Origin of the sequence: Leptospira sanjuanensis, assembly GCF_022267375.1 — a bacterium.
In the GTDB taxonomy this organism is placed as follows: Bacteria; Spirochaetota; Leptospiria; order Leptospirales; family Leptospiraceae; genus Leptospira; species Leptospira sanjuanensis.
Window position 1 is genome coordinate 1002418 of sequence record NZ_JAIZBH010000001.1, and the last position, 26069, is coordinate 1028486.

At 46.1% G+C, this 26069-nt stretch carries 23 protein-coding genes, 2 pseudogenes and 1 riboswitch; of the genes and pseudogenes, 16 read left to right on the top strand and 9 right to left on the bottom strand.

Annotated elements, in window-relative coordinates; genetic code table 11:
- Positions 1 to 50 precede the first annotated feature (50 nt).
- From LFX17_RS04525 to LFX17_RS04535, 3 genes are all read left to right on the top strand, one after another.
- Positions 51 to 1772, top strand: coding sequence for a SpoIIE family protein phosphatase (locus LFX17_RS04525; protein WP_238745280.1), 1722 nt, complete (start codon positions 51 to 53; stop codon positions 1770 to 1772).
- A 209-nt stretch (positions 1773 to 1981) separates the two neighbouring features.
- Positions 1982 to 3385 carry an Lcl C-terminal domain-containing protein gene (locus tag LFX17_RS04530; protein WP_238745284.1) on the top strand — a complete coding sequence of 468 codons (1404 nt, stop codon included), beginning with the start codon at positions 1982 to 1984 and terminating at the stop codon, positions 3383 to 3385.
- Between the two features lie 156 nt (positions 3386 to 3541).
- Positions 3542 to 4951 carry an Lcl C-terminal domain-containing protein gene (locus LFX17_RS04535; RefSeq protein ID WP_238729234.1) on the top strand — a complete coding sequence of 470 codons (1410 nt, stop codon included), beginning with the start codon at positions 3542 to 3544 and terminating at the stop codon, positions 4949 to 4951.
- A gap of 20 nt (positions 4952 to 4971) precedes the next feature.
- Here the strand turns inward: LFX17_RS04535 and LFX17_RS04540 are convergent, their stop codons facing one another.
- From LFX17_RS04540 to LFX17_RS04550, 3 genes are all read right to left on the bottom strand, one after another.
- Complete coding sequence (locus LFX17_RS04540) at positions 4972 to 6006, bottom strand: DMT family transporter (protein ID WP_238745286.1); 1035 nt, start codon at positions 6004 to 6006, stop codon at positions 4972 to 4974.
- A gap of 11 nt (positions 6007 to 6017) precedes the next feature.
- Complete coding sequence (locus LFX17_RS04545; RefSeq protein ID WP_238745288.1) at positions 6018 to 6560, bottom strand: hypothetical protein; 543 nt, start codon at positions 6558 to 6560, stop codon at positions 6018 to 6020.
- A 147-nt stretch (positions 6561 to 6707) separates the two neighbouring features.
- Positions 6708 to 7574, bottom strand: a complete 867-nt coding sequence (locus LFX17_RS04550; RefSeq protein WP_238729237.1) for a bile acid:sodium symporter family protein — start codon at positions 7572 to 7574, stop codon at positions 6708 to 6710.
- Positions 7575 to 7744: 170 nt separating this feature from the next.
- Here LFX17_RS04550 and LFX17_RS04555 point away from each other — a divergent pair, with 170 nt between their 5' ends.
- Positions 7745 to 8164, top strand: coding sequence for a hypothetical protein (locus tag LFX17_RS04555; RefSeq protein WP_238745290.1), 420 nt, complete (start codon positions 7745 to 7747; stop codon positions 8162 to 8164).
- Between the two features lie 67 nt (positions 8165 to 8231).
- Positions 8232 to 8933 carry a lysophospholipid acyltransferase family protein gene (locus LFX17_RS04560; protein WP_238745293.1) on the top strand — a complete coding sequence of 234 codons (702 nt, stop codon included), beginning with the start codon at positions 8232 to 8234 and terminating at the stop codon, positions 8931 to 8933.
- Positions 8934 to 8937: 4 nt separating this feature from the next.
- Here the strand turns inward: LFX17_RS04560 and LFX17_RS04565 are convergent, their stop codons facing one another.
- Complete coding sequence (locus tag LFX17_RS04565; protein WP_238745295.1) at positions 8938 to 10794, bottom strand: esterase/lipase family protein; 1857 nt, start codon at positions 10792 to 10794, stop codon at positions 8938 to 8940.
- Between the two features lie 113 nt (positions 10795 to 10907).
- Here LFX17_RS04565 and LFX17_RS04570 point away from each other — a divergent pair, with 113 nt between their 5' ends.
- Positions 10908 to 12086, top strand: a complete 1179-nt coding sequence (locus LFX17_RS04570; RefSeq protein ID WP_238745298.1) for a lipase/acyltransferase domain-containing protein — start codon at positions 10908 to 10910, stop codon at positions 12084 to 12086.
- Between the two features lie 218 nt (positions 12087 to 12304).
- Here the strand turns inward: LFX17_RS04570 and LFX17_RS04575 are convergent, their stop codons facing one another.
- The 4 genes from LFX17_RS04575 to LFX17_RS04590 form a co-directional block, all read right to left on the bottom strand.
- Positions 12305 to 13489: a hybrid sensor histidine kinase/response regulator gene (locus LFX17_RS04575; RefSeq protein ID WP_238745302.1), complete on the bottom strand. Its 1185-nt coding sequence runs from the start codon at positions 13487 to 13489 to the stop codon at positions 12305 to 12307.
- Positions 13489 to 13938, bottom strand: coding sequence for a response regulator (locus LFX17_RS04580; RefSeq protein WP_238729243.1), 450 nt, complete (start codon positions 13936 to 13938; stop codon positions 13489 to 13491). Before LFX17_RS04580 ends, LFX17_RS04575 begins: the two co-directional genes overlap by 1 nt.
- Positions 13931 to 15319 (bottom strand): sensor histidine kinase, encoded by a 1389-nt coding sequence (locus LFX17_RS04585; protein WP_238745304.1) that lies wholly within the window; start codon positions 15317 to 15319, stop codon positions 13931 to 13933. Before LFX17_RS04585 ends, LFX17_RS04580 begins: the two co-directional genes overlap by 8 nt.
- A gap of 170 nt (positions 15320 to 15489) precedes the next feature.
- Positions 15490 to 16356, bottom strand: coding sequence for a class I SAM-dependent methyltransferase (locus LFX17_RS04590; protein ID WP_238729245.1), 867 nt, complete (start codon positions 16354 to 16356; stop codon positions 15490 to 15492).
- An 87-nt stretch (positions 16357 to 16443) separates the two neighbouring features.
- Between LFX17_RS04590 and LFX17_RS04595 the strand changes: the two genes are divergently transcribed.
- From LFX17_RS04595 to LFX17_RS04635, 10 genes and pseudogenes are all read left to right on the top strand, one after another.
- Positions 16444 to 17490, top strand: a complete 1047-nt coding sequence (locus LFX17_RS04595) for a CapA family protein (RefSeq protein ID WP_238745306.1) — start codon at positions 16444 to 16446, stop codon at positions 17488 to 17490.
- A gap of 153 nt (positions 17491 to 17643) precedes the next feature.
- Positions 17644 to 17819: riboswitch (cobalamin riboswitch) on the top strand.
- A gap of 106 nt (positions 17820 to 17925) precedes the next feature.
- Positions 17926 to 20076 (top strand): TonB-dependent receptor plug domain-containing protein, encoded by a 2151-nt coding sequence (locus LFX17_RS04600; RefSeq protein ID WP_238745309.1) that lies wholly within the window; start codon positions 17926 to 17928, stop codon positions 20074 to 20076.
- Position 20077: 1 nt separating this feature from the next.
- The gene (locus LFX17_RS04605; protein ID WP_238745311.1) at positions 20078 to 21241 is read left to right on the top strand and encodes a YncE family protein; all 1164 of its coding nucleotides are present in this window, start codon (positions 20078 to 20080) and stop codon (positions 21239 to 21241) included.
- Positions 21242 to 21302: 61 nt separating this feature from the next.
- Positions 21303 to 21944: pseudogene (locus LFX17_RS04610) on the top strand (ankyrin repeat domain-containing protein); the annotation flags it as partial.
- Positions 21945 to 22067: 123 nt separating this feature from the next.
- Positions 22068 to 22613, top strand: a pseudogene (locus LFX17_RS20935) (LBF_2127 family putative lipoprotein); the annotation flags it as partial.
- Positions 22614 to 22714: 101 nt separating this feature from the next.
- Positions 22715 to 22915: a hypothetical protein gene (locus LFX17_RS04615; RefSeq protein WP_238745314.1), complete on the top strand. Its 201-nt coding sequence runs from the start codon at positions 22715 to 22717 to the stop codon at positions 22913 to 22915.
- Positions 22916 to 23010: 95 nt separating this feature from the next.
- Positions 23011 to 23463, top strand: coding sequence for a hypothetical protein (locus tag LFX17_RS04620; RefSeq protein WP_238745317.1), 453 nt, complete (start codon positions 23011 to 23013; stop codon positions 23461 to 23463).
- A 134-nt stretch (positions 23464 to 23597) separates the two neighbouring features.
- Entirely contained in the window at positions 23598 to 23996 is a 399-nt protein-coding gene (locus tag LFX17_RS04625) for a hypothetical protein (RefSeq protein WP_238745320.1), read from the top strand.
- A 37-nt stretch (positions 23997 to 24033) separates the two neighbouring features.
- On the top strand, positions 24034 to 24435 hold the full coding sequence (locus LFX17_RS04630; RefSeq protein ID WP_238745322.1) for a hypothetical protein: 402 nt from the start codon (positions 24034 to 24036) through the stop codon (positions 24433 to 24435).
- A 77-nt stretch (positions 24436 to 24512) separates the two neighbouring features.
- Positions 24513 to 25139, top strand: a complete 627-nt coding sequence (locus LFX17_RS04635; protein ID WP_238729253.1) for an SGNH/GDSL hydrolase family protein — start codon at positions 24513 to 24515, stop codon at positions 25137 to 25139.
- On the opposite strand, the gene LFX17_RS04640 is transcribed toward LFX17_RS04635, so the two are convergent.
- Positions 25136 to 25936: a hypothetical protein gene (locus LFX17_RS04640; RefSeq protein WP_238745325.1), complete on the bottom strand. Its 801-nt coding sequence runs from the start codon at positions 25934 to 25936 to the stop codon at positions 25136 to 25138. The genes LFX17_RS04635 and LFX17_RS04640 overlap by 4 nt on opposite strands.
- Positions 25937 to 26069 lie beyond the last annotated feature (133 nt).

Below are 26069 nucleotides of genomic sequence, written 5' to 3' on the forward strand. Positions count from 1 at the left end.
CCTTTATCGCCGACGGAAAGAATAAAGGGCGGATTTTCGGTGACTACGTTATGCGGATAAAATCGGATTCTTTAGAACTGGAGCGATATCGGGAATTCTTCCTGAGCAGCGCCGAAGGAATCTGGTGTTTTGATCTCGATCAGCCTCTTGATACGAAACAAAACGAAACGAATCAGCTAACGCATCTCCTAACACACGCTAGACTAACGATCTGCAACGATTCCATGGCGAGAATGTACGGATATTCCGCACCTTCCGAAGTGATCGGCCGAACCCTTTCGCAGCTCGTTCCGTCCGATTCTCCCGAAGATCTGGAGCCGTATTACGCGTTTATACGCGCGCAATACAATATGAAGGATTTTGAATCCAAGGAATCCGATCGGTTCGGAAACCGGAAATACTTTCTAAACAGCGTCGTCGGCGTCGTGAAGGGGGGAAAACTCGTTCAGATTTGGGGATCGCAGAGAGACATCACCCCTTTGAAACGATCCGAGGATCAACTCAAGTATTCCCTTTTTTTACAGAGCAATCTCACCGAAATCTCCAAAAGTTTCATCACGCTTCCTCCGATGGAGTTGGACGTCGCGATCCGCAACTCGATCGAAAAGGCAGGGAGAATCTGCGACGCGGACCGAGCCTATATTATAGAATACTCAAATACTCATAAATATCTTTCCAACACGTACGAATGGTGCCGCGAAGGAATCCCTTCTCAGCTTCCGTACTTCCAGAATATTCCCGTACAAAATCTTCCCGCCGATCGTTTCGAACAGATACGAAAGGACGGATACATCGCGTTCAATTCCGTCGAAGAAATCGAACGGGAGAATTCTTTCCTGAGCGAGTTGATTCTTCCGAGAGGAATCCGATCGCTGCTCATCATCCGCTTGACATACGAAGGAAAGGAAATCGGTTTTTTCGGAATCGATATGGTGCGGGAGGATCGGACTTGGACCGAAGAGGAGATATCCATTCTCGGTTTGATCGGCGACTTGATCGTCCTTGCATTCGATCGCAAAGAAAAAGAAGGAACCTTAAACGCATTTTACGATCGGATGCACTACGATCTCGAACTCGGAAGACTTACGCAACGATCCCTTGTCGATCGAACCTTTCCCGATTCGAAATACTTCCGCATGGAAACATACTTCCGTCCGTTTGAAAAAGTAGGCGGGGACGTGATCAGCACGATCGAAAACGAGGACGGAAGCATCGACATTTTGTTTGCGGACGTTTCGGGTCACGGGATTTCATCCGCGATGGTTTCGGGAATGGTCGTGATTTCGTTTAAGAATTCTTCCCGAATCGGATTGTCTCCCGCCGAGGGACTCATTCGAATCGTAGAAGATCTCAAACCTCTCGTAGTCGATCATCATATCTCCGCGGTGCGCGTGAAGTATATTCCCGAATCGAAACGTTTGGTTTATTCGTATGCGGGACATCCTCCGATTCTTTTGTTTCGAGACGGAAAACGGATCGAACTCGACGGAATGAATCTTCCTCTTCTTGCGTTTGAAGGGGCGCAGTATTACGATCAATCCATCGATCTTTTACACGGGGATCGGGTCGTATTCTTTTCGGACGGGATGTACGAGATCTTTGACGCCCAGGGAGAACTTTTGGATCTTCCCGGTTTGATCTCGATCCTTGAAGAATATCTCGCGACGGAATCCATCGAAGATTATATCGAATTGATCGTATCGGATCTATTCGCCTATTCGGGCGGAAACTTTGGAGATGATATCGCCTTAATGATTTTGGACATTTATTAAACGAAGAATCGATTCTTTCTTTCGAAATCGCAGCTTGATTTTTATAGATAGCCTCTTTTTCGCAACGGGAGAATGTAGGATCTCCTTCTCCTTCGAAAACGAATCGGCTTCTTAAACGATTTCGCAATAAAACGATCTACTTTATAACCTGGCAGGATTGGCCACAAGGAAGGAACTATAATTCTCATAACAAAGGAAATTACCTTTTTATGAATCGATTTATGGTTTTGATCCGGCTCATCGCCGGAATCTTTCTTTTTACTTTTTGTTCTGAAGCGGAACGGATCAGCATCGACGCCTCTTCCAGCGCAGGATTATTGTTTCAGGGCGGAGTAGAAGTTTTTCGAATTCAAAACGGCTTCGGACCCGATTCCAAAGAAATCACTTCGTTTCGATTCAACGCGGCAGAAAACTCGTTTGCCACCGACTTTGTCGGAGAAATTTCAGGAACGCAGATCACGGTTTCCGTTCCGTTCGGCGCCATTCGTCGTTTGAAAGCGACCTTTGTAAACACGGGCGCGGCGGTTCAGATCAACGGAGTTTCGCAGACGAGCGCACAAACCGAAAACGATTTCAGTTCTTCTCTTGTATATCGTGTTACCGCAAAGAGCGGTAGTTTTGCCGATTATTCCGTGAACGTAATTCCGACATTTCGTCTAACGGATGCGGGACAAACGAATTGTTTAACCACTTGCGCGGCCGCTCCCGGTCAAGATGCGGAGTATTCCAAGGGTGTTCCTTCTTCGTTTCAGTCCAATGTCGTCTTAAACGGGTATTCTCCCCAACCCGTTACGTTCGATCGTCAGACCGGACTAACTTGGCAATATTGTCCGGGCGGTACGGGCGGCACTTCTTGTTCGACGACTTATTATTATACGCATCCCGCGGCCAACGCTTATTGTACCGGTTTGAATTCTATGAATTCCGGAGCGGGATATGCGGGACTGCAAGGTTGGAGATTGCCGAGCATCGAAGAATTGATGACCTTAAGCACGAATGCCGCACCGACGAGCGGCGCTTATATTGACCTTTCCCACTTTCCGAATGGAACGGGAGGATTCTGGTCCTCTTCTACGAACCAAACGAATGTCGCGCAAGTTTGGGGATTCAATTTCATAAGCGGAGTCAACTTTTCACATGATAAAGTCGCAGGAAGCAATCGTGTCCGCTGCGTTTCCGGAGCTGCGATTCCTTCTCCATCGTTTACGGATTTGAACGACGGATCGGTTCGTGACAATCGGACCGGTCTTGTTTGGCAAAAATGTTCCATCGGACAAGTTTGGACATCGGGTTCCACACAGTGTACGACTGGAATCGTCTCAAGCCAAAACTTTGCCGCGGCTTTGAGCGCTTGCGAAACCTCAACGGTAGCGGGGCGTTCTTGGAGACTCCCGAACGTCAACGAATTACGAAGTTTACTGGACTTTTCCTCGTCGACTTCGGATGCAAAGATCGATCTTAGCTTTTTTCCGAACACTCTCGCATCGTCGATTTACGGTACGAGCAATTCGATTCCGGGAGGAGGGCAGGTTCAACGGGTTCGTTTTGGCGATGCGATGATCGATTTGGCTTCTTCCGCTACGAACAATTATACCCGTTGTGTTTCCGATTGAATTTGATTGCGTAAGTCGTAACTCTTCCTTTTATTTTGCGATCGTTTTCGGTTTTTCTCCGAAAACGCATTGACCCCTCCTGAACGTTAGTTTGTTTTATAAAAAAATCTTAGAACGATTTTCCTTTGGATCCTTCTAATAGATAAGACAAACCTTATGCGCTCCCTAATTCGCAGTTTCTGGATTTCTTCCGCATTGATTTTGATTTCATGCGCGCAAGCCGACAAGATCAGTTTTGATTCTTCTTCGAACGCCGGACTTTTACTGCAAAGCGGTTTGGGAATCATCCGTAATCTCGGATCGGGAACCGCATTTTCTTCGTTTTCCTTTTCGGCTCAGGAGAATTTTCTTTCCCAAGATTATCCCACCGTCATCAACGGAACGAATATTACCGCAACGGTTCCGTACGGAGTCGTCGCCCGACTTAGACCGACGTTTTCTGTTTCCGCCGACGCGACCGTTAAGGTCGGACAAACGACTCAGATCAGCGGAGTCAATTGGAATGATTTTTCAAATCCGGTGACGTATTCCGTCGTTGCCGGCAACGGAACCGAACAAAATTATACGGTTTCCGTTTCCGTTACGAACCCGATCACGGACGCGGGGCAAAAGATTTGTTACGACGGAACTTTGAATTCGATTGCTTGCGGCGGTACCGTTCATCCGAATCAAGATGCGGATTTTCAAAACGGACCGCAGGCTTCGTTCGTTAAAACCGTCTTTCCCGAATACCCGTCTCAGCCCGTGATTCACGATAAGATCGCAGGACTCGCTTGGAAACATTGTCCCGAAGGAACGAATCCGGTCGATTGCAGCGGAACGAATTCTCAATATTCCTATGCAAGTGCGGTTGCCGCCTGCGACGCGTTAAACGCAGGTAACGGTTACGCGGGTTATAAGTCCTGGAGAATTCCGTCCATTCAAGAATTGTATTCGATTTCCACATACGAGAATCCGACTCCGAGCCCGTATCTCGACGTTACATTCTTTCCGAATTCTTCCCAAACGTTTTGGTCCGGGACCGCGGTTGCGACTCCGGGTTCGAGTCGATGGACGTTTAATTTTGCGCAGGGAACTTCGAGCAATCTTTCCGAAACCGGATCGCTTCCAGTGCGTTGTGTCGTAAGCGGTGCGTTTCCCGCAAAACAATTCGTGGACATGGGAGACGGAACGATTCTGGAAAAAACCTCCAATCTCCGTTGGGCTCAGTGTTCGTACGGACAATCGGGAACGAATTGTTCGAGCGGAACGTTAACCAACATCGCGCGTCAGGCGGGATTGCAATTCTGTGCGAACATCGCCACAAGCGACGGAAAACCTTGGAGACTTCCGAACGTTCACGAGCTTCGTTCGATCGTCGAATACGGATTTACCGTAGGAAACGGAGTTCTTGACACCGCGTATTTTAAGAATAATCCCGTGAACGTGACCTATCTCACGAGCAGCGCAAATCCGGACCCTTCCAATAAGAATTTGTTTCTTCTGGATTTCGTTTACGGTCCGATTTCTTTGAGTTCCTTTTTGGCTACAACCGCGGCGATCCGCTGCGTCAAAGACGGACCATAATTTTAGTATATTCTAATGTTTTAGTTCATCGTGATTTCGGCATTGTTCGCGTCTTGGGAATCTTCTTTGCTTTGACTTTTTAGGTTCGATGCGGCTCCGTTTGCCGCAGCCGTTCCGTTTGGAGCGGGCGCTGATTCTTTTTGAGTCGTTTCCGATTTTTTCTTTCCGATGGAAAGAACTCCCGCCAACACCAAAATCGTTCCGGCCATTCCGGAGGAAGTGATGGGTTCTCCTAAAAAAATCCATGCGAGCAGGATCGTAGACATCGGGCCGACCGAGCCGACGATCGCGGCTCTTCCCGAACCGATCATCCGAATTCCTTCCGTCGTAAAGTAGGCGGGGATTACGGTCGTCAAAACTCCTAGCGCCAGTCCGTATAAGTAAACAGGTACGGGTTGTAGGAGCGCCGCCGGATTCTTTACGATAAAGAAATGAATCACCACGATCAAACCGGACAAAAGCATAAGATACGAAGTAAAACGGACCGAACCTAATTTAGGAATCAAGGATTCGCTTCCTACGAGATACAAAGAATAGGCGACGGCGGATGCGAATACGAGCAGAACTCCCTTGCTCGCTTGCGGGCCTTCCGTTTGAATATCTCCGATAAATGCGATCGCGATTCCAGAATAGGTAAGAAGAATCGCGAACACTTCCACGGTCTTGATCTTTCTTTTGTAGAGCAAGGAACTGATCACGAGAACGATCGTGGGATAAACGAATAAGGTAAGTCTTTCCAATCCCGCGGAAATATATTCCAAACCCATAAAGTCGAATAAACTCGCGAGATAATATCCCAAGAACGCGAGCGCAAAGATGAATGCGATATCCTTTTTGGAAAGAGCGGTCGAGGAATTCGAATTTCCCGAGCGATACGCGATCCAAGCGAAGAACGGGATCGCAAACAACATTCTAAGAGCGAGCGCGGTGATCGAATCGATTTCGTATCGATACACGAGTTTGACGAAGATCGCTTTTGCGGAAAAGAAAACCGCTCCCGCGAGTACGAGCGCCGCTCCTAAAAAAGGTTTCCATCTGGGTTCCGGGGCTTCCATAAAACCATGACTTATTCCCAGGGGCTTTTAAGAAAGATATTTCCGTCCTCATCGACGGAAGGGAAGAATGGAATTCCTGATTCCGCGTTCTTTCGTTTTAATTCTTTGATCTTTCGGATTTGAACGTAACAATCGCTGAGAAAGAAAGCGTGTCCGCATCCGAGAAGATGATACCCTTCGTGGATCAGAGTGCCGTTTGAACCGCCCGCCATCCAATGCGATAGAGTTCTTGTTTGTCCGAGAATATAACCTCTCGTTCCGGTTTTTGTTTCCACGGCTCCTAAAACCTGAAAGCTGGGAATTCCCAAAAACGCCAAAAAGATTCCGACTAGTTCGAACGCGGTATCGCTGAACTTTCCGCCCGCGACTGCCAGAAGACGATCGCATCGGCTCGGAAGCGCCGCGGTAAAAACCCGATCCATGATCGCCATTCCGGTCCAGCCGGGACGTTCCCAATCCTGGACTTCGCTTAACAAAACACGGATTTTATAATATTCTAATTCTTGGTTCCAGGCTCCGATCAGTTCGATCAATTCCTCCTTGGAAACCTTCACGTCCTTCCAGACGCAGAGACGAAGCGTTTCCTCCTTTCCGAAGTCGATTTCCCTCCGTACGGCTTCCCGGTGAAAGCCGACCGTCGTACAGGAAAACTGAACCGCGCAGAAAAGGATGAGAAACGCTTTTTTCAGTCGTAAAATTCCTTATTTGGAATCGGGAATTCTGTGCATCCAAAGCGAAAAGAGCGCTCCGGTCGCAAACATGATCAAACTGTAAATCGCCGAAGGCACGGCCATCGCCGGATTTTTCAGGATCGAACTCGCGATCGCGATTCCGAGGGTTCCGTTTTGAATCCCCACTTCGATCGTGATGGAAGTTCTCTGCGATTGAGTGACTCTCATGATCGTCGCGCCGATAAATCCCAATACCATCGTAATCAGGTTCAACGCGAGGGAAGCGGGACCGACTTGGATGAAATAGGGAATGATGTTGTTGCGTTCGCGGATGATCGCTCCTGCGATGATCAAAACGAGAAAAACTCCGGAAAGAATCTTGACCGTCTTTTCGAACTTCCGAGACAACTCCGGTTTTTTCGCGTTGAGAATCATACCGAGCGTTACCGGTAAAACGGTGATCAAAAAGATCTGGAGAATGGTTCTCGGAATATCCAGTTCGATCATTTGACCCGCGCCTAAAAAATGATGCATAGAAACATTCAGAAGAAACGGGATGGAAAGAACGGTGACGCAGCTTGTGATTGCGGTTAACGTGATCGAAAGCGCCACGTCTCCTTTCGCCAAGTGTGTGATTAAATTCGAAGTCGCGCCGCCCGGACAAAGCGCGAGAAGCATCAGACCCACGGCGAGTTCTCCGGGAAGACCGGCAACGCTGGCGATGATCCAGCCGGTGATCGGCAAAAGCAGGAGCTGCAACGTAAGACCGGTTATCACGGCCTTGGGAAGAACGAAAATTCTTTTGAAGTCGGCGATCGTAAGAGTCATCCCCATTCCGAGCATGATAATGCCTAACGCGATCGGGAGAAATACGTCTGTCAGCAAATTGGATTCCATAGTGAACGACCTATTTTTTTGTTTCGAACTCTATATTGAATTTCGAATATCCAGTCCAGAGTAATTTTCCGATTTCGTAAATTTTACGTTTCGATTTTTCCTTTTATCGAACGATTGAACGAAAAATTTGGAAATAAATTTCCGATTTTCCGTTGTAGGATAGGAAAACGATGAGAAACTTAAAAATCATTTATACCGCGCTTGTAATCGGCTTAGTCGTGTTCGGCGGATTTTTCGTGTTTCTTGCAAACTCGAACGGAACTCTTCCGAGCGATCGGAGCGGAATCATTTTGGCGGTAACGGTTTTCCTGTTGCCGATCGCCTGGTATGTTCCTCTGTTCTTCGCCAAAAGGAAGATGATTCAGGATGATTTGGGACCGAAGGAAAAATTCGTTTCGTATTCTCAGTCTAAAATTCTTTCCGCGATGTTTGCGGAAGCGGGTTATACGATCAACGGGGTGTTCTATTTCGTGACTTCCGATTCGATTCATTGGATCGGAATGGGAGTTTTCTTCGTTGCGATGCTTCTTTTGTTTCCGAGAGGTAAAGAATTCTCCAGCCTTTATAAATCCACTGAATTTCCGCCGTAACGGTCGTTCCGTCCGGGTTTAAAAAAAGAGGTGATGAATTTCCGAATTCCGAAAATTCTCGTGTTGCATGGCAGAAAATTCTAACTTGAACGGAAAACAATCGTTCAAAAGAAAGCTTTTAATTTGGTTGATTCCGTTCTTAGTCGTCAATCTGCAGAGACTCATCGGTCTTACGTCCCGCCGAGTCAATATCGGAGACGAAGGTCTCGTTAAACTCCGAAAGGAAAAAAAGCCTTACATTCTTTCCATCTGGCATACGAACGTTCTTTATTCTCCCTATCTCAATAAGAACGCGGGTGCGGCCGTTTTGATTTCCGAATCCAAGGACGGGGATTTTATCAACGAAGTCGTGCATCGTTTCGGCAATTACAGCATTCGGGGAAGTTCTTCCAAGGGCGGTTCCAAAGCTCTCAAAGCCTTATTCGTTCATCTCAAAAAAAATCTTCCCGCTGCGATCACACCCGACGGTCCGAGAGGTCCGGCCTTTGTGGTGCAGCCCGGTCTGATCGCCTGCGCTCAGGTTTCCCAAATCCCGATCGTTCCGATGCACTATGAATGTACGCGTCAGTGGATCGCGGAAAAAGCTTGGGACAAACATAGAATTCCGAAACCCTTCACGACCTTCGTAGTTTCCTACGGCGAACCGATTTTCATTCCGAAAAAACTCGACGAAAAAGGGTTCGAGGAAGCTCGCTTAAACGTGGAAAAAGCGATGATGGAAAACCGTCAACGGGCGATCGACAAAGCGGAAGAATTAAGAAATCAATAATATTCTAATTTTCTTTCGCGTGTTCCTTTAGGATCCGCTTGACTTCGAGAAACGTGGGCAAGTGGTTTTGAACCGAATGCTCGGATTCGATCAACATTTCCGATTCGGGATGATCCAGATGAGAACTTTCATACGGAACCACCGAGTCGCTGATCCAATCCAGATCCGCGAGTTTGGAATTTCCGATGATGGAATGGAATTTCACCTGCGGTTTCAGGTTTCCGGTCACTTTCATAAACAGACTTTTGGGTGCGAGTCCGTCGACTCCGTAAACTCCGGCGACCAATTCTCCCTTTTTGTGGGTCGCGTTTAAGAACGCATATCCGTACTCTATTTTTTTTAGGACTTCCTTCGGTAGCCGAAAGACGAACCGAGCGATGGTTCCGAAAATTCCTTCCGCGAGATTGGAGCCTCGGTGCGGTGTCGCAATGAACACGGCTCTTTTGACGAAAGGAACCGGTTTGAACTCCAGAACCTTTTTGATTTCTTTGCGGGATTCTTCGTTTAAGGAATCGAATACGCTGTGCGGGATCTCGGCGGCCGCCATCCATTCTTCCACGCTGCTTTCGGTGACGGCGAGTTTGGCGACGAGCCCGCCCATGCTGTGACCGATCAGAACGGCTCGATCGAAATTCTTATTTTCGTTTTTAGGATCGTATGTTTTGCGTAAATCATATAACGTTTCTCTAAAGTCCGCCGCGGAAAAAACCATGGGCATCGCGGTCGGATACCAATAAACGCAGAATTGATACTTCTCCTTGATGGCGGGATCGGACAGAAGTTCGTTGATCATCGGAAACCAAATGAACGGAGAAGAAGCGAGTCCGTGCAGAAACACGACCGGAATTTTTTTCTTGTGATAGGGATAAACGAGATACAAACCCTTTCTCGTGATCGCCGTTTCTCCGTCGAAAACGGAAAGCAGATCGTCGCGTTGTTGCGCGATCGTCAGCATGTAGGCGAGCGGAGTGGTCGTATCGCTTTCCAAAGGAAGATCCATTCCGTCCAACTGAATGCGATCCCGAAACACGGGATCGTAGACATGAATCTTCGCTTTCAGATTCATTAAATCACGATTTCCTAAATAAGATTCCTCTAAACTAAGGAACGCGGTTGCGGGATACGCTTGTCCGACTCCGGCGATGAATTCGTATTTGGTCCGTTCCGTATGCGATCCGTCTTCGGGGAACTTCCGGTTTAGAATCAGAGGCGTTCCGATTCCGTATTTGCTGATGTGATTGGAAAAACCTTTGACGCGATAGTCGTAGGCGACTTCCACTTGCAGGAAATTCTGCGGACTCCAAGCGGATTCGGTTTCCGCACCGATCATCTCCAGAGTTCCCCGGATCAAAGGAAGGCTTAAGTCGGTGATGCTTGCAAGTTTGCGGTTCTTTTTCGCATAACGAACCAGCTGTGCGAGCGATCGGTTGTAAGTAAGAAGCGCGAATCGGAATTCCGCCGAAAACGGATCGGGAGCGGGACTTGCCTTCTTATCGAACAGATAGGTGTACGCGTAAACCAAAGCGGACGCATACATCTTTGCGAACTGAGGATCTTCCCTATCCATTTCGTTTCCGGTTAGGTAACAGAGTTCGGAAAGGAAGTAGGAGAGCTCTCTCGACTTGTGTGCGAGAAGAAGGTTGTCCAAATCGTAAATGACGACTAACGGATCGCGTTCGAATTTTTCGAAGAGATCGTTGCTTTTTAAATACCGAGTCGTAAGCAGGCTGAGTTTGTTCGAGGAAACGCCGCTTCTGTTGACGAGTTTTTCCTGTTCGAATTGGGAATAAACGGAAGTGGAATACGTGGCGCAACTCAGTAAAGAAAACGAAAGGAGCGTCGTCCAAAAAATAAATTTCATCAAGCGGAACCTTGATCTCACCAATATCAGAATCCGAAGCTCTGACAAGCTAAAAAGAAAATCGAAACGTTTTTACCATAGACAAAGTTTCTTCCTGCAACGATTCTTGCACCGTGAAATTCTTTCCAATCGTATTGATCGTATTTGCTTCTTTGATTTCTTCTTGTTCCGTTTCGAAGGAAACCGTTTTCGGTCCGGGGTTATGGCCGACAAAATCGGGAAGTCGTTCCGTCGTCGCGGGAACTCCGATTCCGATCGTGTTCGTTCCCGGCTATAAGGGTTCGGAACTCTTTCAAAAAAACGAGGACGGTTCTTGGGATCGTTTGTGGCTCAGTCCTTGGCAGGCTCTGAATCTTACCGTTCCCGATCTGACTCTTAAAAAGAACGATCGAGTCGAAGCGGGGGGAATTTTGACTTCGGTGATTTTGATTCCTTCGCTGATCGAAGCGAAAGTTTACGAACCTTGGTTGAATTTTATTTCTTCAATCGGATCCGTAAAGTTGTATGTGTTTCCGTACGATTGGCGTAAGGACAACGGGGAGAATTCTCTCAAGCTCGAAGCGTTTTTGGAAATCGTTCAAAGGGAGAATGGCGTATTACCGGTGTTAGTCGGTCATAGCAACGGAGGAAATCTTTCCCTTTCCGTGATTCAACGAAGACCGGATCTCGTTTCAAAGGCGGTTTTTGCGGGAGTTCCGTTTCGCGGAGGGATCGGATTTATGGAAGACTTAATCTCCGGAGTTTCCACCGGATTGAATCCCGAGATCACGAGCGCTTGCGTCGTTTCGAGTTTCATTTCGGTTTATACGTTTTTTCCGAGAGAAGGAAGTTTCGATCTGAAGGACACCGTAAAGGATTCGGATCACAAAACGATTCCATTCCGCTTTTTTAATGCTTCCGATTGGGAAAAATACGAATTGGGTCCGTATTCGCACGAAGCGCATTGCGAACCTCCCCCGACGTTTCGGGAGTTTCAATCCAGATTGGATTTGGCTCTTGCGTTTCGGAATTCTCTCGAAATCCGAAAAGGAAACAAACTTCCTCCCGCGCTTGTGATTCACGCGAAGAATCGACCTACGATACGCACCCTTTTACCCGAAAAGAATCCGGATCATTGGATGTGGGATTTTAAGAATTCGATCCGCGCGCCGGGAGACGGAAGAGTTACGTTCGAGAGTTCGATTCCTCCCGATGAAGTCGCTTATCAAAGTTTTATCACGGAAGCGGAACATTCGGATCTTCTAAACGACCCTAAGGTTTGGGAAAGAATCGCCGCGTTCTTAAAGGAATGAATTTTATTTTCCCTTCGAAAATAAATTCTCCTCGAGGAACCTGACGGCGTTTCTATATCTCCGATGCGCGGGATAAGCGTACAAAGCCCGTCCTTTGGAAACTCTTTCGGTTTGCCGCGCTTATACGTTCTCCGAATTCTTTCGGAAAGAAAAAGCGCAGGAGTTGTACGAATCCGAGAAAATAAGAACTTATCTTGGAGTGGGGCGGAGCAGGGATTTCAAGCGAAATTTTTCTGCGTACTTTCGTCGGACTCGTTTCGTTTTTCGGGATTAACCGGGAGTTCTATAAAAAAACGAGTATATTCGTTTTCTATACTTTCGTAATAGAGTTCTCCTCCGTGGTCCTTGATGATTCCGATGCTGACGGAAAGACCTAATCCCGTTCCTTGATCGACTTTTTTGGTCGTAAAAAACGGACTGAAGATCTTCATCGCTTCTTCGGGAGGAATTCCGACGCCATGGTCCTCGATGCTCAATTGAATCCAGGGTTTTCCTTCCTTGTCGAACGGGTTCGCACGGATGAGAATCAGTTTGTTCGAATCGAATTTAGGATACTTCAGATTGAGCGCGTCTCTCGCATTGTTTAAAAGATTTAATACGACTTGCTGGATCTGTTGAGGGACGCATTGTATTTCTGATATGGAAGAATTCATATCGAGTTCGATACGAATCATATCTTTCTTAAACAACTGTTCGCAAAGGGTAACGGTCTTTTGAATGATTTCCTGAAAATTCACTTGGGAAAAAACGTTCTTTTCCTGTCTTGCCAATCGCAGAAGATCCTTCGTGATTTTTGCGATCCGCTCGCCTTCGGCCAAAATATTGCTTGCGTATTTGAGAATCGAATCGTCCTTGCTTTGCGCGAGAATCAGTTGTGCGTAGTTGACCATGATCGTCAGAGGATTGTCGATCTCGTGCGCGACACCGGTTGCGAGAAGGCTGATGACTTCGAGTTTCTGCGCTTGAATCAGCTGCGATTTAAGGGTTTCGTTTTCCTTTTCGGCCTTTTCGAGAAGTTGTCTTTCCTCGGATTCTTTGAGAGCACGTTCGACGGCGAGCATCAGTTTGGCGATTTTGTTTTTGGAAATATAATCCGTAGCTCCCTGTTTGAGTGCTTCGATCGCCGCGTCTTCACCCAACCAGCCTGAAACGAAAAGAAACGGAACGTTCGGATGATATTTTTTAACCGCATATAAGGCTTCCATTCCATCGAAGGAAGGTAAGGAAAAATCGGATAGAATCAGATCCGGTTCGCTGGTCTTTAATTCCTGAATCAATTCTTCTTTGGTTTGAATTTGTTTATAGGAAAAATCAAGACCGCTCGCGCTGATCTGCCGGATCATCAAGGCCAGATCGTTCGGGTTATCCTCGATGCAGATGATGTAGACTTTCTTTTGAATCATTAGGATACGCTTTTGTTCATTAGAATCCAGTAAAATCCGATTTCGCTTGCGACGTCGCTGAACTTGCCGAACTCCAAAGGTTTGACCACGTAGCTGTTCACTCCGAGTTTGTAACTTTCCACGATGTCTTTTTCTTCCGCAGAAGAAGTAAGGATGACCACGGGAATCATCCTGGTATGTTCTTCGCTTCTTACTTTACGCAAAACCTCTATGCCGTCCACCTTCGGCATCTTTAAATCCAAAAGAATGAGGGAAGGGAGTTGATATTTATCCCGATTTTCGTAACGTCCCGTCGCGTAAAGATATTCCAACGCCTCTTCTCCGTCGCGGACCAGTTTTACCTGATTGGTTAGATTATGTTTTTTTAAACTTCTTAGAGTAAGTTCGGAATCCTGCGGATTGTCCTCCGCGTAAAGAATCGAAATCAGATTGTCCTGGAGGTTATTCACGGTTTTTATGAACTCCTAACGTAAAATAAAAACAGGCTCCTTCGTTCAATTTGCCTTCTCCCCAAACCCTTCCTTCGTGTTTTTCGACGGCCCTTTTGACGATCGCCAAACCGACGCCGGTTCCTTCAAACTGATCCGAATGATGCAATCTTTGAAACATATTGAAGAGTTTGTGTCCGTATTTCATATCGAATCCCGCTCCGTTGTCCTTGACGAAGAAAACCGTTTCGCCCTCGTTTTGATACGAACCGATTTCGATCTTCGGTTGTTCCTTTTCTTTGGAATACTTAAAGGAATTGGAAACAAGATTGAAAAGAAGCTGTTTTAGAAGACCCGAATCCGCCTTTGCCTGGGGAAGATCGCCCACCACCGTATTCATCCTGATACCGGGATAGTAATTCGACACTTCTTCGAGAACCTTTTGTGCCATCATCTTCATATTCACCGTGGAAAAAATGATCTCCTTTCTTCCCAGTCTGGAATATTCCAGAAGATCGTCGATGAGATGACCCATGTTTTCCGAGTTCTGGATGATGATGTCGAGAATTCTTTTCCCTTCATCGTCGAGTTTATTTCCGTGATCTTCCACTAGAATTTTAGAAAAACCTGATATTCCCCGAATCGGCGCCCGAAGGTCGTGGGAAACGGAATATGAAAACGCCTCGAGGTCCTTGTTCGAACGTTCGAGCTGAGCGGAATATTTCTTCAGATCTTCGTTGGATCGTTCCGCAACCCCTTCCGCGGTTTTGCGGCGTTTGCTTTCCTTATAGATCAGCAGATTTTGAAGGACGATGAAGGAAAGATTCAACGCGATTCCCAAGAATACCAACGTGGTCGCGATCGCGAGATTTCGTTCGGAGTCTTTTTGACGGATCGCTAACAGACGGAATTCTTCCGCTTTCATTTCGAACAAAAGGCCCCTGATCTTTTCGGTGAGAGGAATTCCTTGCGGGGAACGGAAAGGAATGTTATAACTCGCCAGGCTTCGCATTTCCCTTTGGATTACTTGTTCCTCCAAATAAGCGAGTTTTTGATCGACTAACGAACGTACAACGGCGATCTGTTTTTGTTGTACGGGATTGTCCGCGGTAAAGTTTCGAACTTGTTCGAGGTTTTCATAGATCGCGGCTTTATTTTTATAGAAGTTTTCAAAGAGAGATCGGTCCTTAAAAAGGATATAACCCCGAATCGCGGAATGAAGTTCGCTGAAAGAAGAGAGAGTTTCCTCCAGATGGATGATGACTTCTTGCGTATGTGTTTCCCACTTTTTCAGATTTTCGGATTGTCTGAGTCCGTAAAAAGTGGCACCCGCGATGACCGTGTTTAAAAATACGACGACGATCAATCCAAGGACGACGTTCTTTTCAATCGTATTCTTCAAAGCGAACCTCAATCGGAGGAATTATTGTATATACCGGCGGATTTGTCGCAAGAGATTTATTTCTTGTTCATACGTTCCGGAAAGGTATTTTACATTTTTCTGAAGTAATCGACGAAAAAAAATCGGGAAAAGAGCTCTTTTTTATGTCCCGCCCGTTTGTCGAGCGGTCGTTAACGTTTTTCGAAACAAAGAGCCATCATGTCTCCTTGGTCGAAAAATTTCACACCCGGGTCCGCGATCCACTTGAACGCCTTATAAAATACGGACGCGTCTTTTTTTGCCGTCAGCCCGCTTCCGTATGTGACGTGTTTTTTCTTTTGATAACCGATCGATTCGCAGAGCCGAACGATTCCCGGAAGAGAATAATAGTAGAGATGTTCCGGAACGTTTAGATACCTCCAGGAAGGCCCTTGAAGTTCGGCGAGAAGTCCCCATCGACACGTGGAAAGTATGATTCTTCCGCCGGGTTTCAAATGTGTATGAATCTTTTCTAATGTTTCTTTCGGTTTGTGGAGATGTTCGATCGAGGCCCAAAGGGTGATCAAGTCGAACCGTTCCGCATTGGACGGTTTCCATTCCAAAAAATCAATCCGCTCCACTTTGAGTTTCAACTTCTCGCGTGCGAACTTTACCGGAGCTTCGGCGATGTCCATTCCGTGCGAATCCCATCCTCGCTGCTGCATGTAATCCACGAAATAACCGGCCGCGCAGCCGACATCGAGACAACGTTTCGACTCGGATAAGGATTCTTCCCAAGACTCGAAGTCCAAGTCCTTCAGGTTGAGTCCGAATACGCGCGAGATTTCGCTTCGGATTCCGTCCGAAAAATAGTTGTCGTATCCGCGATCGCTTCGTTTTAAAAAATATTCCTCCGAATAGTAGGACGCGACTTCTTCGGGAGAGGGTTGAGGGCTTACTTGAACGAGAGCGCAACGTTTGCATTGAACGATGTGAAAGAGTTCGTTCTTATGATTGGATTTGGAGAATAACGGTTTGAACTCGAAAGAGCCGCAGGTATTGCAGGGGATGCGTTCCATTCTATATATCGTATCGGGAAGAAGCGTGATTCCTTTGATAGAAATTCTGCTTTACGAGGATCTTCGTCTTGAAACTGATGAAAGGACATGAAACAGTCCGTATTTCTTTCCATAGTATCCGTTTTATTTCTTTTTTCATCCGTTCTTTCCGCCGATCCGCAGGCGAACACGACGATCAAAATCAAAGCAGTGGGGGACATGGTTCCCGGTACGAATTTCCCCGAACCCTTGAACATCCAAGATCCGAGATCGTTCTTATTCGGAAAAGTGGAGAATTATCTGAAAGGCGCGGACATTCTTTTCGGAAATTTCGAAAGCACTCTGACCAATTATCCGAACACGTCCAAGGACACTTCGAGAAGAATGATCTTCGCCTTCAGAACACCTCCTTCTTACGCGAAGGTTTTGAAAGACGTGGGTTTTGATATTTTAAGCATTGCTAATAATCATTCCTTGGATTTTCATCAGCAGGGTTTCGACGACACTCAGAAAAATCTTTCCGACGCGGGAATCCGTTATACGGGTAAGAAGGGAATGATCACGTATATGACCGTCAAGAACGTTTCGATTGCTTGGATAGGATTCTCCCATTTGAAGTCGCATAACAACGTAAACGAAATCGAAGAGGGAGTGGAGCTCGTCAAAGAAGCGAAGAAAAAGGCGCAGCTCGTGTTCATCTCCTTTCACGGCGGCGCTGAAGGAGGTCCGGCTCTTCACGTTAAAAATCAGATGGAACGTTTTTACGGAGAATACAGAGGGAACTTAGTCGAGTTCAGTCATTCTCTCATCGACGCGGGCGCGGATCTCGTGATCGGCCACGGTCCTCACTTAGTGCGCGCGATGGAATTGTATAAGGGTAGGCTGATCGCGTATTCTCTCGGAAACTTTATGGGGTACCGCGCGTTGTCATCCAGAGGAATCGTGGGTTATTCTCTCGTGTTGGAAGCGGAAGTGGACGCACAAGGTAAGTTCGTAAAAGGAAAGATCATTCCGTTGCAGTTGGACTCCGCCTCGATTCCGGAATACGATCCCGAAAAGAAAACCATCGATCTGATGAAAAAGCTGACCAAGGAAGATTTCCCCGGCAAAGGACCGAAAATTTCCGAAGACGGAACGATTCTTCCGGGGGCTTGAATCTTTTTCGAATGCCGAATCCGGCGCTTTTCGATCCGCAAAACCTTTTCCAAAAGTCGCGTTTTTTCTTTCGAAGTTTATCCGAAACCGCAAACTTTCGCGTTCTCGGATTCTTCGTTTAGAATTCTCTTGCTCGCGGAGTGTGGCCCGGAAATCTTGGAACGGAAGCTTGTTCATCCTCGAAGAGGAAGGGAATCCGGTTCAAATCCGGAGCTGAACCCGCAGCTGTAATCGCCTTTAGAGATTTCGCAACAAAACCACTGCGTATAACGCGGGAAGGATGCGAAGTCGGCGAAAGCCAGAAGACCTAACAAGCCGACAACAAACTGATGGGACTTTCGGGAGTTAAGGTCGGGTTTGAAAAATAGGCTTTCGTTTGCACGAAACCCCGCTCGGATTTTCCGGTTTTTCTTTCCCTTCATTCCCGGGCGAAAAATGGGACAGAAAAATCACATTCGAATTTTAGAATATTCTATAATCCTGTTTCTGTTTTTCGGCGTTTCGGACGTTTATTCTCAACAGAATCCAAATTCTCCCGTCTCCCAAAAAACGGATTCCGTTCAAAAAGCCGAAACCGTTCAAGTGCTCGGAAAGGTTTCCGATTCCGGTTCCCAAAATTTCAGGTCCAATCCGAGCGGATTTCAATCCGCGATCAAACTCGACGAAACCTCGGCGCGTTATACCTCTTTGCCCGAGGTTTTGGAACGCGAGGCCGGTTTGCGGGTGCGTTCTTTCGGGGGTTTGGGTTCGTATTCCACTCTTTCGATCCGAGGAACCAATCCGAACCAATCCCGGATTTATTTGGACGGAATTCCGATCAACAATTCCCAAGGTGGAGAAGTCAATCTCGCCGATTTGCCGTTTGACAGTCTGGAAAGTGTGGAAGTCTATCGTTCGGGAAACCCGATCGGATTTTCGGGATCAGCGATCGGAGGTTCGGTCAATCTAGTTACGAGAAAGGATACGGGCAAACCGCGGACGCGAATCAACATCGGGGGAGGTTCGTTTAACACGGGAAAGGCGAGCGTATCTCACACGGGAACATACAACGGCGTCGGAGCGAGTTTTTTGGCGCTCGGCGAAAAATCGGACCAAAACTTCTCCTTTAAAAACGATCATGGGACGGTCGTATTAAACACGTTAGACGATACCGTTGACAGAAGAAAGAACGCTTCGTTCGAGCGGGCCGCACTTTTCGGAACCCTCAAATACCGGATCGGTAAAACGGAACTGAAATTATTAAACGACTTCAATCATAGAATCCACGGTCTGCCCGGACCGGGCTCCAATCAGACCAATCAGGTCCACCGTAAATACGATCGTTATATGGGTTCGTTCGCGACGGATACGAAAGGACTACTGATCGATTCGTTTCGATTGGAAACGAGAAGCTTTTATACCGCGGCCAAGGATGATTTGTTCGATCCCGCTTCCGAGTTTTCCAAAGGAGTTCCGAACTCGAGAGCGGAGATCCGTCAAATGGGTGTTCAAGTGATGCCGACCTTGTATCTCGCGGAATATTATCAGATCATACGCGGTTTCGCTTCTTTGGAAAAGGAAACCTTCGATCGGGAACGTCTGACTCCTTCCAACATCGTCGGCCGCGTCGAACCGCTCAAGGAAAGAGCTTATTCTTCCTTTCGATTGGAGGACGAGATCCGTCTTTTCGAAGCGAAGGTTTTGCTGATTCCTTCCGTGACCTGGGATCAATACAAAGACCGTTTCCCCTCGGAAGAACCTTGGTATCGAAGGGAGAATCCTCTCGCAAGCGATCAAAAAAAGACGGGATTCACGAATCCTAAGTTCGGTTTCGTTTGGAAGATGTTCGAACGGGAAAATTGGGATGTTCAGTTTCAGGCGAACGTTTCCAAACAATATAGAATTCCTTCCTTTTTGGAGATGTTCGGTGAACAAGGAACCGTGATTGCGAATCCGAATCTAAAACCGGAACAGAGCGGAAACGGAGACGCGGGTTTCGTATTCAAAACCGATCATTCCTTTTTGAAAACGAAATCCGGTGTTTCGTATTTTTCCAAAGATATCCGGGATATGATCCTGTTTCTTCCCAATTCTCAGTTTACCCTTCGTCCGGAAAACGTGGACTCCGCGAAAATTCGAGGCGTTGAATTCTCCCATCGAGAGGATTGGAAATACGGTTTTAAGTTTTTGTTCAATTACACGTATCAGGAAGCGGTCAACACTTCTTCGTCTCCGTATCTGCACGGAAAGATTCTTCCTTTGAGACCGAGACATGAATTTTCCAGCACGTTCTCCTGGAAGGGTAGGAAATTGGAAACGGGGATCGAATTGTTGTATATCGGAGCCGTGTTTCGGGATAGAACGAACGAATACGTGAACTACATTCCCGCGAGACAAATCTGGAATTATTTTTTCACCTGGGTTTTGTATTCGGAGCCCGGAGAACCCGTAAAGGATTCTCACGGAAACGAAAAAGAATCGGCTCCGTCAAAGGAATTCCTTTTCACCTTCGAGGTGAAGAATTTTACCGATAAAAGAATCTCGGATCTGATCGGTTATCCTCTTCCGGGAAGAAGCTGGTATGCGACTCTGAGTATGAGGTTTTGAGATGAATTCAAAACTTAAGATTTTAATTGTATTCTTTTTTTTGAATGTATTTTGCAGGGACATCGAAAGGCCTTCTTTCTTGAGTCTTCTTTTGACGCAGAATTCTCCCGGTAATATCGGAGTCGTTACGACCGATTTCGGAGGAGGCGGGCGTTTTAAGGTCGTAAATCCTTCTTTGTTGTATTCGTATCCCGGGTTGACTCCGATCCATTCGGACGCCGTGGCTCGTTTCGGAATCGGAAGGGTTTTCGTTTTAAACCGACTCAACCGGGACAGCATTCAGGTTCTGGAACCTAACTACGGTTTTGCGACGATCGCGGAGCTTTCCCTCGGTTTGAAAGTGAATCCCGTCGACATGGAATTTGCAAGCGCTTCCAAAGCATACGTGAGCCTTTACGGTTCCAATCGTCTTTTGATCGTGGATCCGACGTATTTGACCGTCACGGGTTCGATCGATCTCGGAGTTTACGCGGAAACGTTTTCCACAGGAGGCGCTCCCGACGGGATTCCCGAGATGAACGGAATGAAAATCGTGGGCGATTCTCTCTTTGTCTGCATTCAAAGATTGGATCGTAACGATCCTTCCGGTTATTTTCCACCGAACACTACTTCTCTTTTGGTCGAGATAAGCATTACCACGGATTCGGTCTTGGGTGTTTATACGTTTCCAAGTTCCAATCCCGTAAATAAACCGCAGCTTGCGGATCTTTTCGGAGAACCTCATCTTGTGATCGCAACTCCGGGGAGAATGGGTTTCTTGAGTCAGATCGACGGCGGTGTGAGCGCGTTTCGTTTGTCGACGCGGAGTTTCGTTTCGCGTTTGCTTTATTCCGAAGCCGTCGCGGGCGGCGACATTCTTACCGTTCAAGTGAAATCGGATACGATCGGATACGCTTCCGTGTTGGATTCGGGTTTTACGAAAACGCTTCAGGTATTCAATCCGACTACCGGCGAAAAACTTGCCACGCTTCTCACGATTCCGTCGAGCTACGATGCGAGTCTTTCGAGCATTCTTCTCGCGTCCGATAAGATTTTATACGTGGGGAATACTCAGTTTCAGAAACCGGGTGTGACGATGTTCGACACGGAACGAGGAAACACACTCTTGACCCCGAATCCGATCTCGGTCGATCTGCAGCCGTACGATATTATCGAATTGAAATAATTCTCTTGAATTTTTTCTGAAAACGGGATTTAATCCTCTCTCAAAAAAGCGACGGTGTTTTATGCAGGAAATCTTTCAGGCAATCGCGAGCGGACTCAAGGCGAAAGTTATCGGTCTTTTAAAAAGAGATCCGAGTCTGTTCCAAAGTGTAACGGAAGAAGGAATCACCCCTGTTTTATTTTCACTCTATTATGGAAAATTAGATATTTCTAAAGAGATCTATGAGATTCATCCGGAGCGGAATCTGTTCGAGGCCGCGGCGCTCGGCGATTTGGAGGAGGTCAAAAAGATCGTTTCGAATTCCGCGGATTCGATCAATTCGTTTTCCAAGGACGGTTGGTCCGCGCTTCATCTCGCAGCTTATTTCGGTCATCTGGAAGTTGCAAAATTTCTAATCTCTTCCGGAGCGGACTTGGGTCTTACCTCTAGAAGTAAATTGTCTTTCGGAAACACGGCTCTTCATTCCGCGGTAGCAACCGGAAAAAAAGCGATCGTGGAACTTCTTCTGGAAAAAGGAGCGGACGCAAACGCGCTTCAAAATCCGGGAGGCATCACTCCGTTACACGTAGCGGCGAGCCGTCCGGGCAGCCTCGAGATCATTCAACTTCTTTTAAAAAAAGGTGCGGACAAATCCAAACGAAGTTCGGAAGATCAAACTCCGCAAGCGATCGCTTTGGAAAGAGGAAATTCCGCGGAAGCGAAAGGTGTTGGAAGTCTGATAAATCTGCGATCCGATCGTCTTTTAAAAAATCAAAGAATGAAAAATAAAAACACCACCGTTTTCCAAAATATCATTTTCATCGCTGTAGAATTGCTCGCGTTTCTATTTTTATCCGATTGCAAGGTCGACATAAAACAACTTCCTCAGCCTCGCGATTTCAGCGCCATCAACTTAGCCAAATCGAAGGAAACATCTTATATCGGAAAATTCGATGTTATATCCGCCGAAAATTATAACCTAAGCGGAGCTTGGAAATACACGTTTAAAACTATCTTAAAACAGAATCGTGTTTTTTATTCGATCTTGGATTTGAACGAAGAGACTTCTTTTAAGGACGGTTCTTATGTATTGGATATTGAGGTCACGCCCAAATATTCGGACGAATACAACTATTGGTGGACTTGGCCGAGTATTTATCCCTTTGTGGGTCTTTGGCCGATACAGGTTCGAACGGGCGAATACGAGGTAAGAATCGACTACACTCTTTTGAAAGCGGATCAGGTCGTCAAAACCGGTTCTATTCAAGAGAAGGATTCTTTGACACTTTATGTTTACGGAATGTATAGAACGACCGATTTCGAGGAAATGATCGAAACGGCAAATTTGAAAGCGATCGGAAGATGCGTAAAAGAAATTTCTTCAAATCTATAGTATTCTTCCTTTTGCTTTCGGCATTCTGTGTTTCGGTTCCGCAAAATCCGAAAAACGATTCGGACGAATGTGCGGCTTACTTTTTACACGCGAGAAGGCAGATGAAAGCGGTACAATTTGAAAACGAAAAGACAAACGCGATCGTATCTTTCGCTTCTCTAACTCTCGTTTTCGGATTCGGATATCCGGGTTTTATTCCTTTATTTTCGCTTCCGTATTTCCAACGAAAAAATTCCAACAGGATCCAAAAAATCAACGAGGAATTAGAAAACAATCATTGTCCGAAAACTGAAAACGTGTAATCGTGTTTTTTGATTTAAACGGAGGAACCGATCCTATAAACTTGATACGATTGGTCGATATTTTCAAAGTAAATTAGGGAAAGGAAGAGTTGCCAATGGAAACTTTAAAGTTTACGATTATCATTCACGCAGATGTAAAAACCGTATGGAACAAAATGCTCGAGGATAAAACCTATCGAATTTGGACCGAAGCGTTTCATGCGGGCTCTTACTATGAAGGAAGTTGGGACAAGGGAAGTATCATTCGTTTTTTGGGACCGGATGAAAACGGCGGCTTGGGAGGTATGTACAGCCGGATCAAAGAAAACATCGCGCATCAGTTTATTTCGATCGAACATTTAGGAATGATCAGCAACGGAGTCGTCGATACGGAAAGCGAAGAAGTGAAAAAGTGGACGCCCGCTTTCGAAAATTATACGTTCAAAGAACAAGGTCCCGGTAAAACGGAATTGATCGTTGAGATGCAGGTCGCCGAAGAATACAAACCCATGTTCGAAGATATGTGGCCCAAGGCGTTAAAAGCTCTGAAGGATTTGTGCGAAGCTTGATAGCGGATCGATTTTCCCGTTTCGAAGCGAAAATTCCGGAAAAAAAGATCGGGCTGAATCGTTAGATCAAAAGTGAAATTAGATCAACTCCTGCGCTCTTTTCGAGAATCAAAATAGGATTATAAAATTAGAATATGATCGAAAGTTCGGAGCTTTACGACGCGTTTACGATTCGTGACGAAATCGGAATGCTTGCGGATGCGGTAGTCAGCGACGAAAAATATCTGAAAGCGGTGTGCAGCGCCATGGAAGGACCTTGTCAAACTTCCGATCAAGGTTTAAGATTGTTCGTGGTTTCTCTCATCGCCGTAAATCAAACGAACGTGGATACGGAAGAGCTAATCTGGCCGATCGATCCATCGACCGACACATTCGGCACCGAAGAAATTCCTTTGTGCGTATTAACGGATAAGAACCTTTGGTTGAAATACGAAGCTCATTGGAAAGAAAATGATCCCGTCGCTTGGACCGCATTCTTTTGGAGAATCGCGGTCCCCTTGACGGACAAGCTGGCGATCCTTCCTCCTTGGTAATTGCGGGGTTCGTTTTACATCACTTAGCGCGGATTCTATGAAATTTTTTTTGAATAAGATTTCCAATCACAAAAGCATTTATGAAATCTATGACGAAGAGTATCCCGATCTAACGATCGATGGAATCTTTCAGGATCAATATTTCGAAAAACCGTTTTCCGATTTTCAAATTTTAGGTTTGATGCCGCCGTTCGGTGGTTGGTTATCGGGCGTCGAGGATGAACTTTTTTTTTGCGAAAGAATTCTTCCGTTTTCGGGAGAAACTCGCGTCGCCCCGATTCTGATTCGTCCGGATGTTCAAGACTTTTCTTGTATGACGATCGTCGTTTTGGTGGAACAGACGGACTATTCGTTTCGTTGGAAACGATTCGGCTTGGATCGTTCGAATTTATACCCGTATCGAGAAAGACTCGATGAAGCCGTGGATTGGTTCGAGTAGGATGTCGGGTTGGAATTTTCTGTGAAAGAATATCGGGATGTTTTGGGAAGCTGAGAGCGGGTCGGTTTTTATAAAAAATGGGGAGTAACTTTCGAATCTTTGTTTTCTTTCTCAAAATTTGTCTTTCAAGCATTTTCATTGTTCACTGTTCTCCGAAGAATGATTCGAAAGATGCTCCTGAAAAACAGCTCGTTCAAATCATTCTTCAGCAAAAAATTGCATTGGTCGGAGATAGTATTTCCGCTTTTTGGCCCGAAGAACTTTTAAAACCTTTGGCCGTTACTAAGGTTGCCTTTCCCAATCGAAGTTCCCAGCAGATTTTACTAGCGGTCCGCGAGATGAACGGTTATTTCGATTTTTGCACATATAACGGAGGAGTGAACGATTTTCTGAGCGATTTTTCCGTGATTGAAACCGCTCGACTGGATCAAACGATCGACCGTCAAAAGGAGACGTTTCAAGAGCTTTGGAAACATTGCGGTCGCATACTTATCTTAGGAGTTTACTTTGTGGAACCTCCTTGGCCCATATTCGCCGCTCCTCAGTTGAATCAAAGAATGAAAGAGCGCATTTCTGAAGCGCCTATTTTGGATCTGAGCGGAGTTATTCGCACGAATATGCTGATGGACGGAGGGCATTTGAAATACGAAGGTTATCGGGCCTTATCCGAAAACATATTCAAACAATTGAATCCGATTCGTTAATAATAAAGAATCATTTTAATGAGAACCGCCCGCTCGAAATCCCCGTCCCTAAAGGAGGGTTGCGGATGAGCAACCGTTCCGCCCGGTTCAAAACCTCTTCCGATGTTTATAGGGAAGGAAAATCCCAGATTTGAAAGATGAAACCGAATGAATATCCCCGGAGCAATCACCGATGTCGAGAGTCTGTTTTCCTCCGTTTGATACCGGAATATCCGTTTGAATTCAATCAGAAACTGAAAACGATTTTGAAAGTAGGATAATGCGCCTTCAAATGTCCATGTATGTCTCAAGGATCGATCCTCGAAAATCTCGGATCGATTTCGCGAAAGATCGCTTTTCCAATGTATCATTGCGGACAAAACCAGAGATTGATAGCGAAAAATCGTGCAGAGATTCGGTTCTATCTGATAGTGTTTTTGAGTTCCGATTTCGTATTCTTCTTTTCCGGTAGGAAAATAAATTCTTCCGCCTCCTAAAAATGAGAATCGGTCGATCTGTTTCAAAAATTTGAATCCTAACTGTACATCGTTAAAATGTTCTTTTGCAGGGGTGTCTCTTATTCTGGATTCGGTATAAGGAATCGCGGCATAGGCAGAAAACGCGGAGTGAAATTTATATTCCGCATAAGCGTCTATTTCATAGAGTTCTTTTTTACTACGCATCGTTTCTTGTGTAAAATACGCGCCCTTAAGTCCGATGCGATGGAGCGGGATCGGGGAAAGGATATACATTGTTTCGAATTCGGCATAGAGAAGCGAAGGAATCAAAACTAAGATCAGAGCTGTGACGGTTCTCATAAAAAACAAGGATACTTCATGAAAAAAAGTATGAAATGTCATCCTGAGTGAAATTTTGGTAAATTTCAACATGGAAATTTTTTTCGATTAATAGGTTTACTTTGAATGGTTTTTAATTCTGCGATTTTCGTAA

Bases quoted from the DNA above. Each gene is read 5' to 3' on its own strand.
- LFX17_RS04575 (WP_238745302.1), bottom strand. From the start codon at position 13,489: ATGATTCAAAAGAAAGTCTACATCATCTGCATCGAGGATAACCCGAAC.
- LFX17_RS04590 (WP_238729245.1), bottom strand. From the start codon at position 16,356: ATGGAACGCATCCCCTGCAATACCTGCGGCTCTTTCGAGTTCAAACCG.
- LFX17_RS04535 (WP_238729234.1), top strand. From the start codon at position 3,542: ATGCGCTCCCTAATTCGCAGTTTCTGGATTTCTTCCGCATTGATTTTG.
- LFX17_RS04530 (WP_238745284.1), top strand. From the start codon at position 1,982: ATGAATCGATTTATGGTTTTGATCCGGCTCATCGCCGGAATCTTTCTT.
- LFX17_RS04560 (WP_238745293.1), top strand. From the start codon at position 8,232: ATGGCAGAAAATTCTAACTTGAACGGAAAACAATCGTTCAAAAGAAAG.
- LFX17_RS04540 (WP_238745286.1), bottom strand. From the start codon at position 6,006: ATGGAAGCCCCGGAACCCAGATGGAAACCTTTTTTAGGAGCGGCGCTC.
- LFX17_RS04600 (WP_238745309.1), top strand. From the start codon at position 17,926: ATGGGACAGAAAAATCACATTCGAATTTTAGAATATTCTATAATCCTG.
- LFX17_RS04595 (WP_238745306.1), top strand. From the start codon at position 16,444: ATGAAACAGTCCGTATTTCTTTCCATAGTATCCGTTTTATTTCTTTTT.
- LFX17_RS04565 (WP_238745295.1), bottom strand. From the start codon at position 10,794: ATGAAATTTATTTTTTGGACGACGCTCCTTTCGTTTTCTTTACTGAGT.
- LFX17_RS04620 (WP_238745317.1), top strand. From the start codon at position 23,011: ATGGAAACTTTAAAGTTTACGATTATCATTCACGCAGATGTAAAAACC.
- LFX17_RS04630 (WP_238745322.1), top strand. From the start codon at position 24,034: ATGAAATTTTTTTTGAATAAGATTTCCAATCACAAAAGCATTTATGAA.
- LFX17_RS04525 (WP_238745280.1), top strand. From the start codon at position 51: ATGCGGATAAAATCGGATTCTTTAGAACTGGAGCGATATCGGGAATTC.
- LFX17_RS04635 (WP_238729253.1), top strand. From the start codon at position 24,513: ATGGGGAGTAACTTTCGAATCTTTGTTTTCTTTCTCAAAATTTGTCTT.
- LFX17_RS04625 (WP_238745320.1), top strand. From the start codon at position 23,598: ATGATCGAAAGTTCGGAGCTTTACGACGCGTTTACGATTCGTGACGAA.
- LFX17_RS04550 (WP_238729237.1), bottom strand. From the start codon at position 7,574: ATGGAATCCAATTTGCTGACAGACGTATTTCTCCCGATCGCGTTAGGC.
- LFX17_RS04605 (WP_238745311.1), top strand. From the start codon at position 20,078: ATGAATTCAAAACTTAAGATTTTAATTGTATTCTTTTTTTTGAATGTA.
- LFX17_RS04640 (WP_238745325.1), bottom strand. From the start codon at position 25,936: ATGAGAACCGTCACAGCTCTGATCTTAGTTTTGATTCCTTCGCTTCTC.
- LFX17_RS04615 (WP_238745314.1), top strand. From the start codon at position 22,715: ATGAAAGCGGTACAATTTGAAAACGAAAAGACAAACGCGATCGTATCT.
- LFX17_RS04555 (WP_238745290.1), top strand. From the start codon at position 7,745: ATGAGAAACTTAAAAATCATTTATACCGCGCTTGTAATCGGCTTAGTC.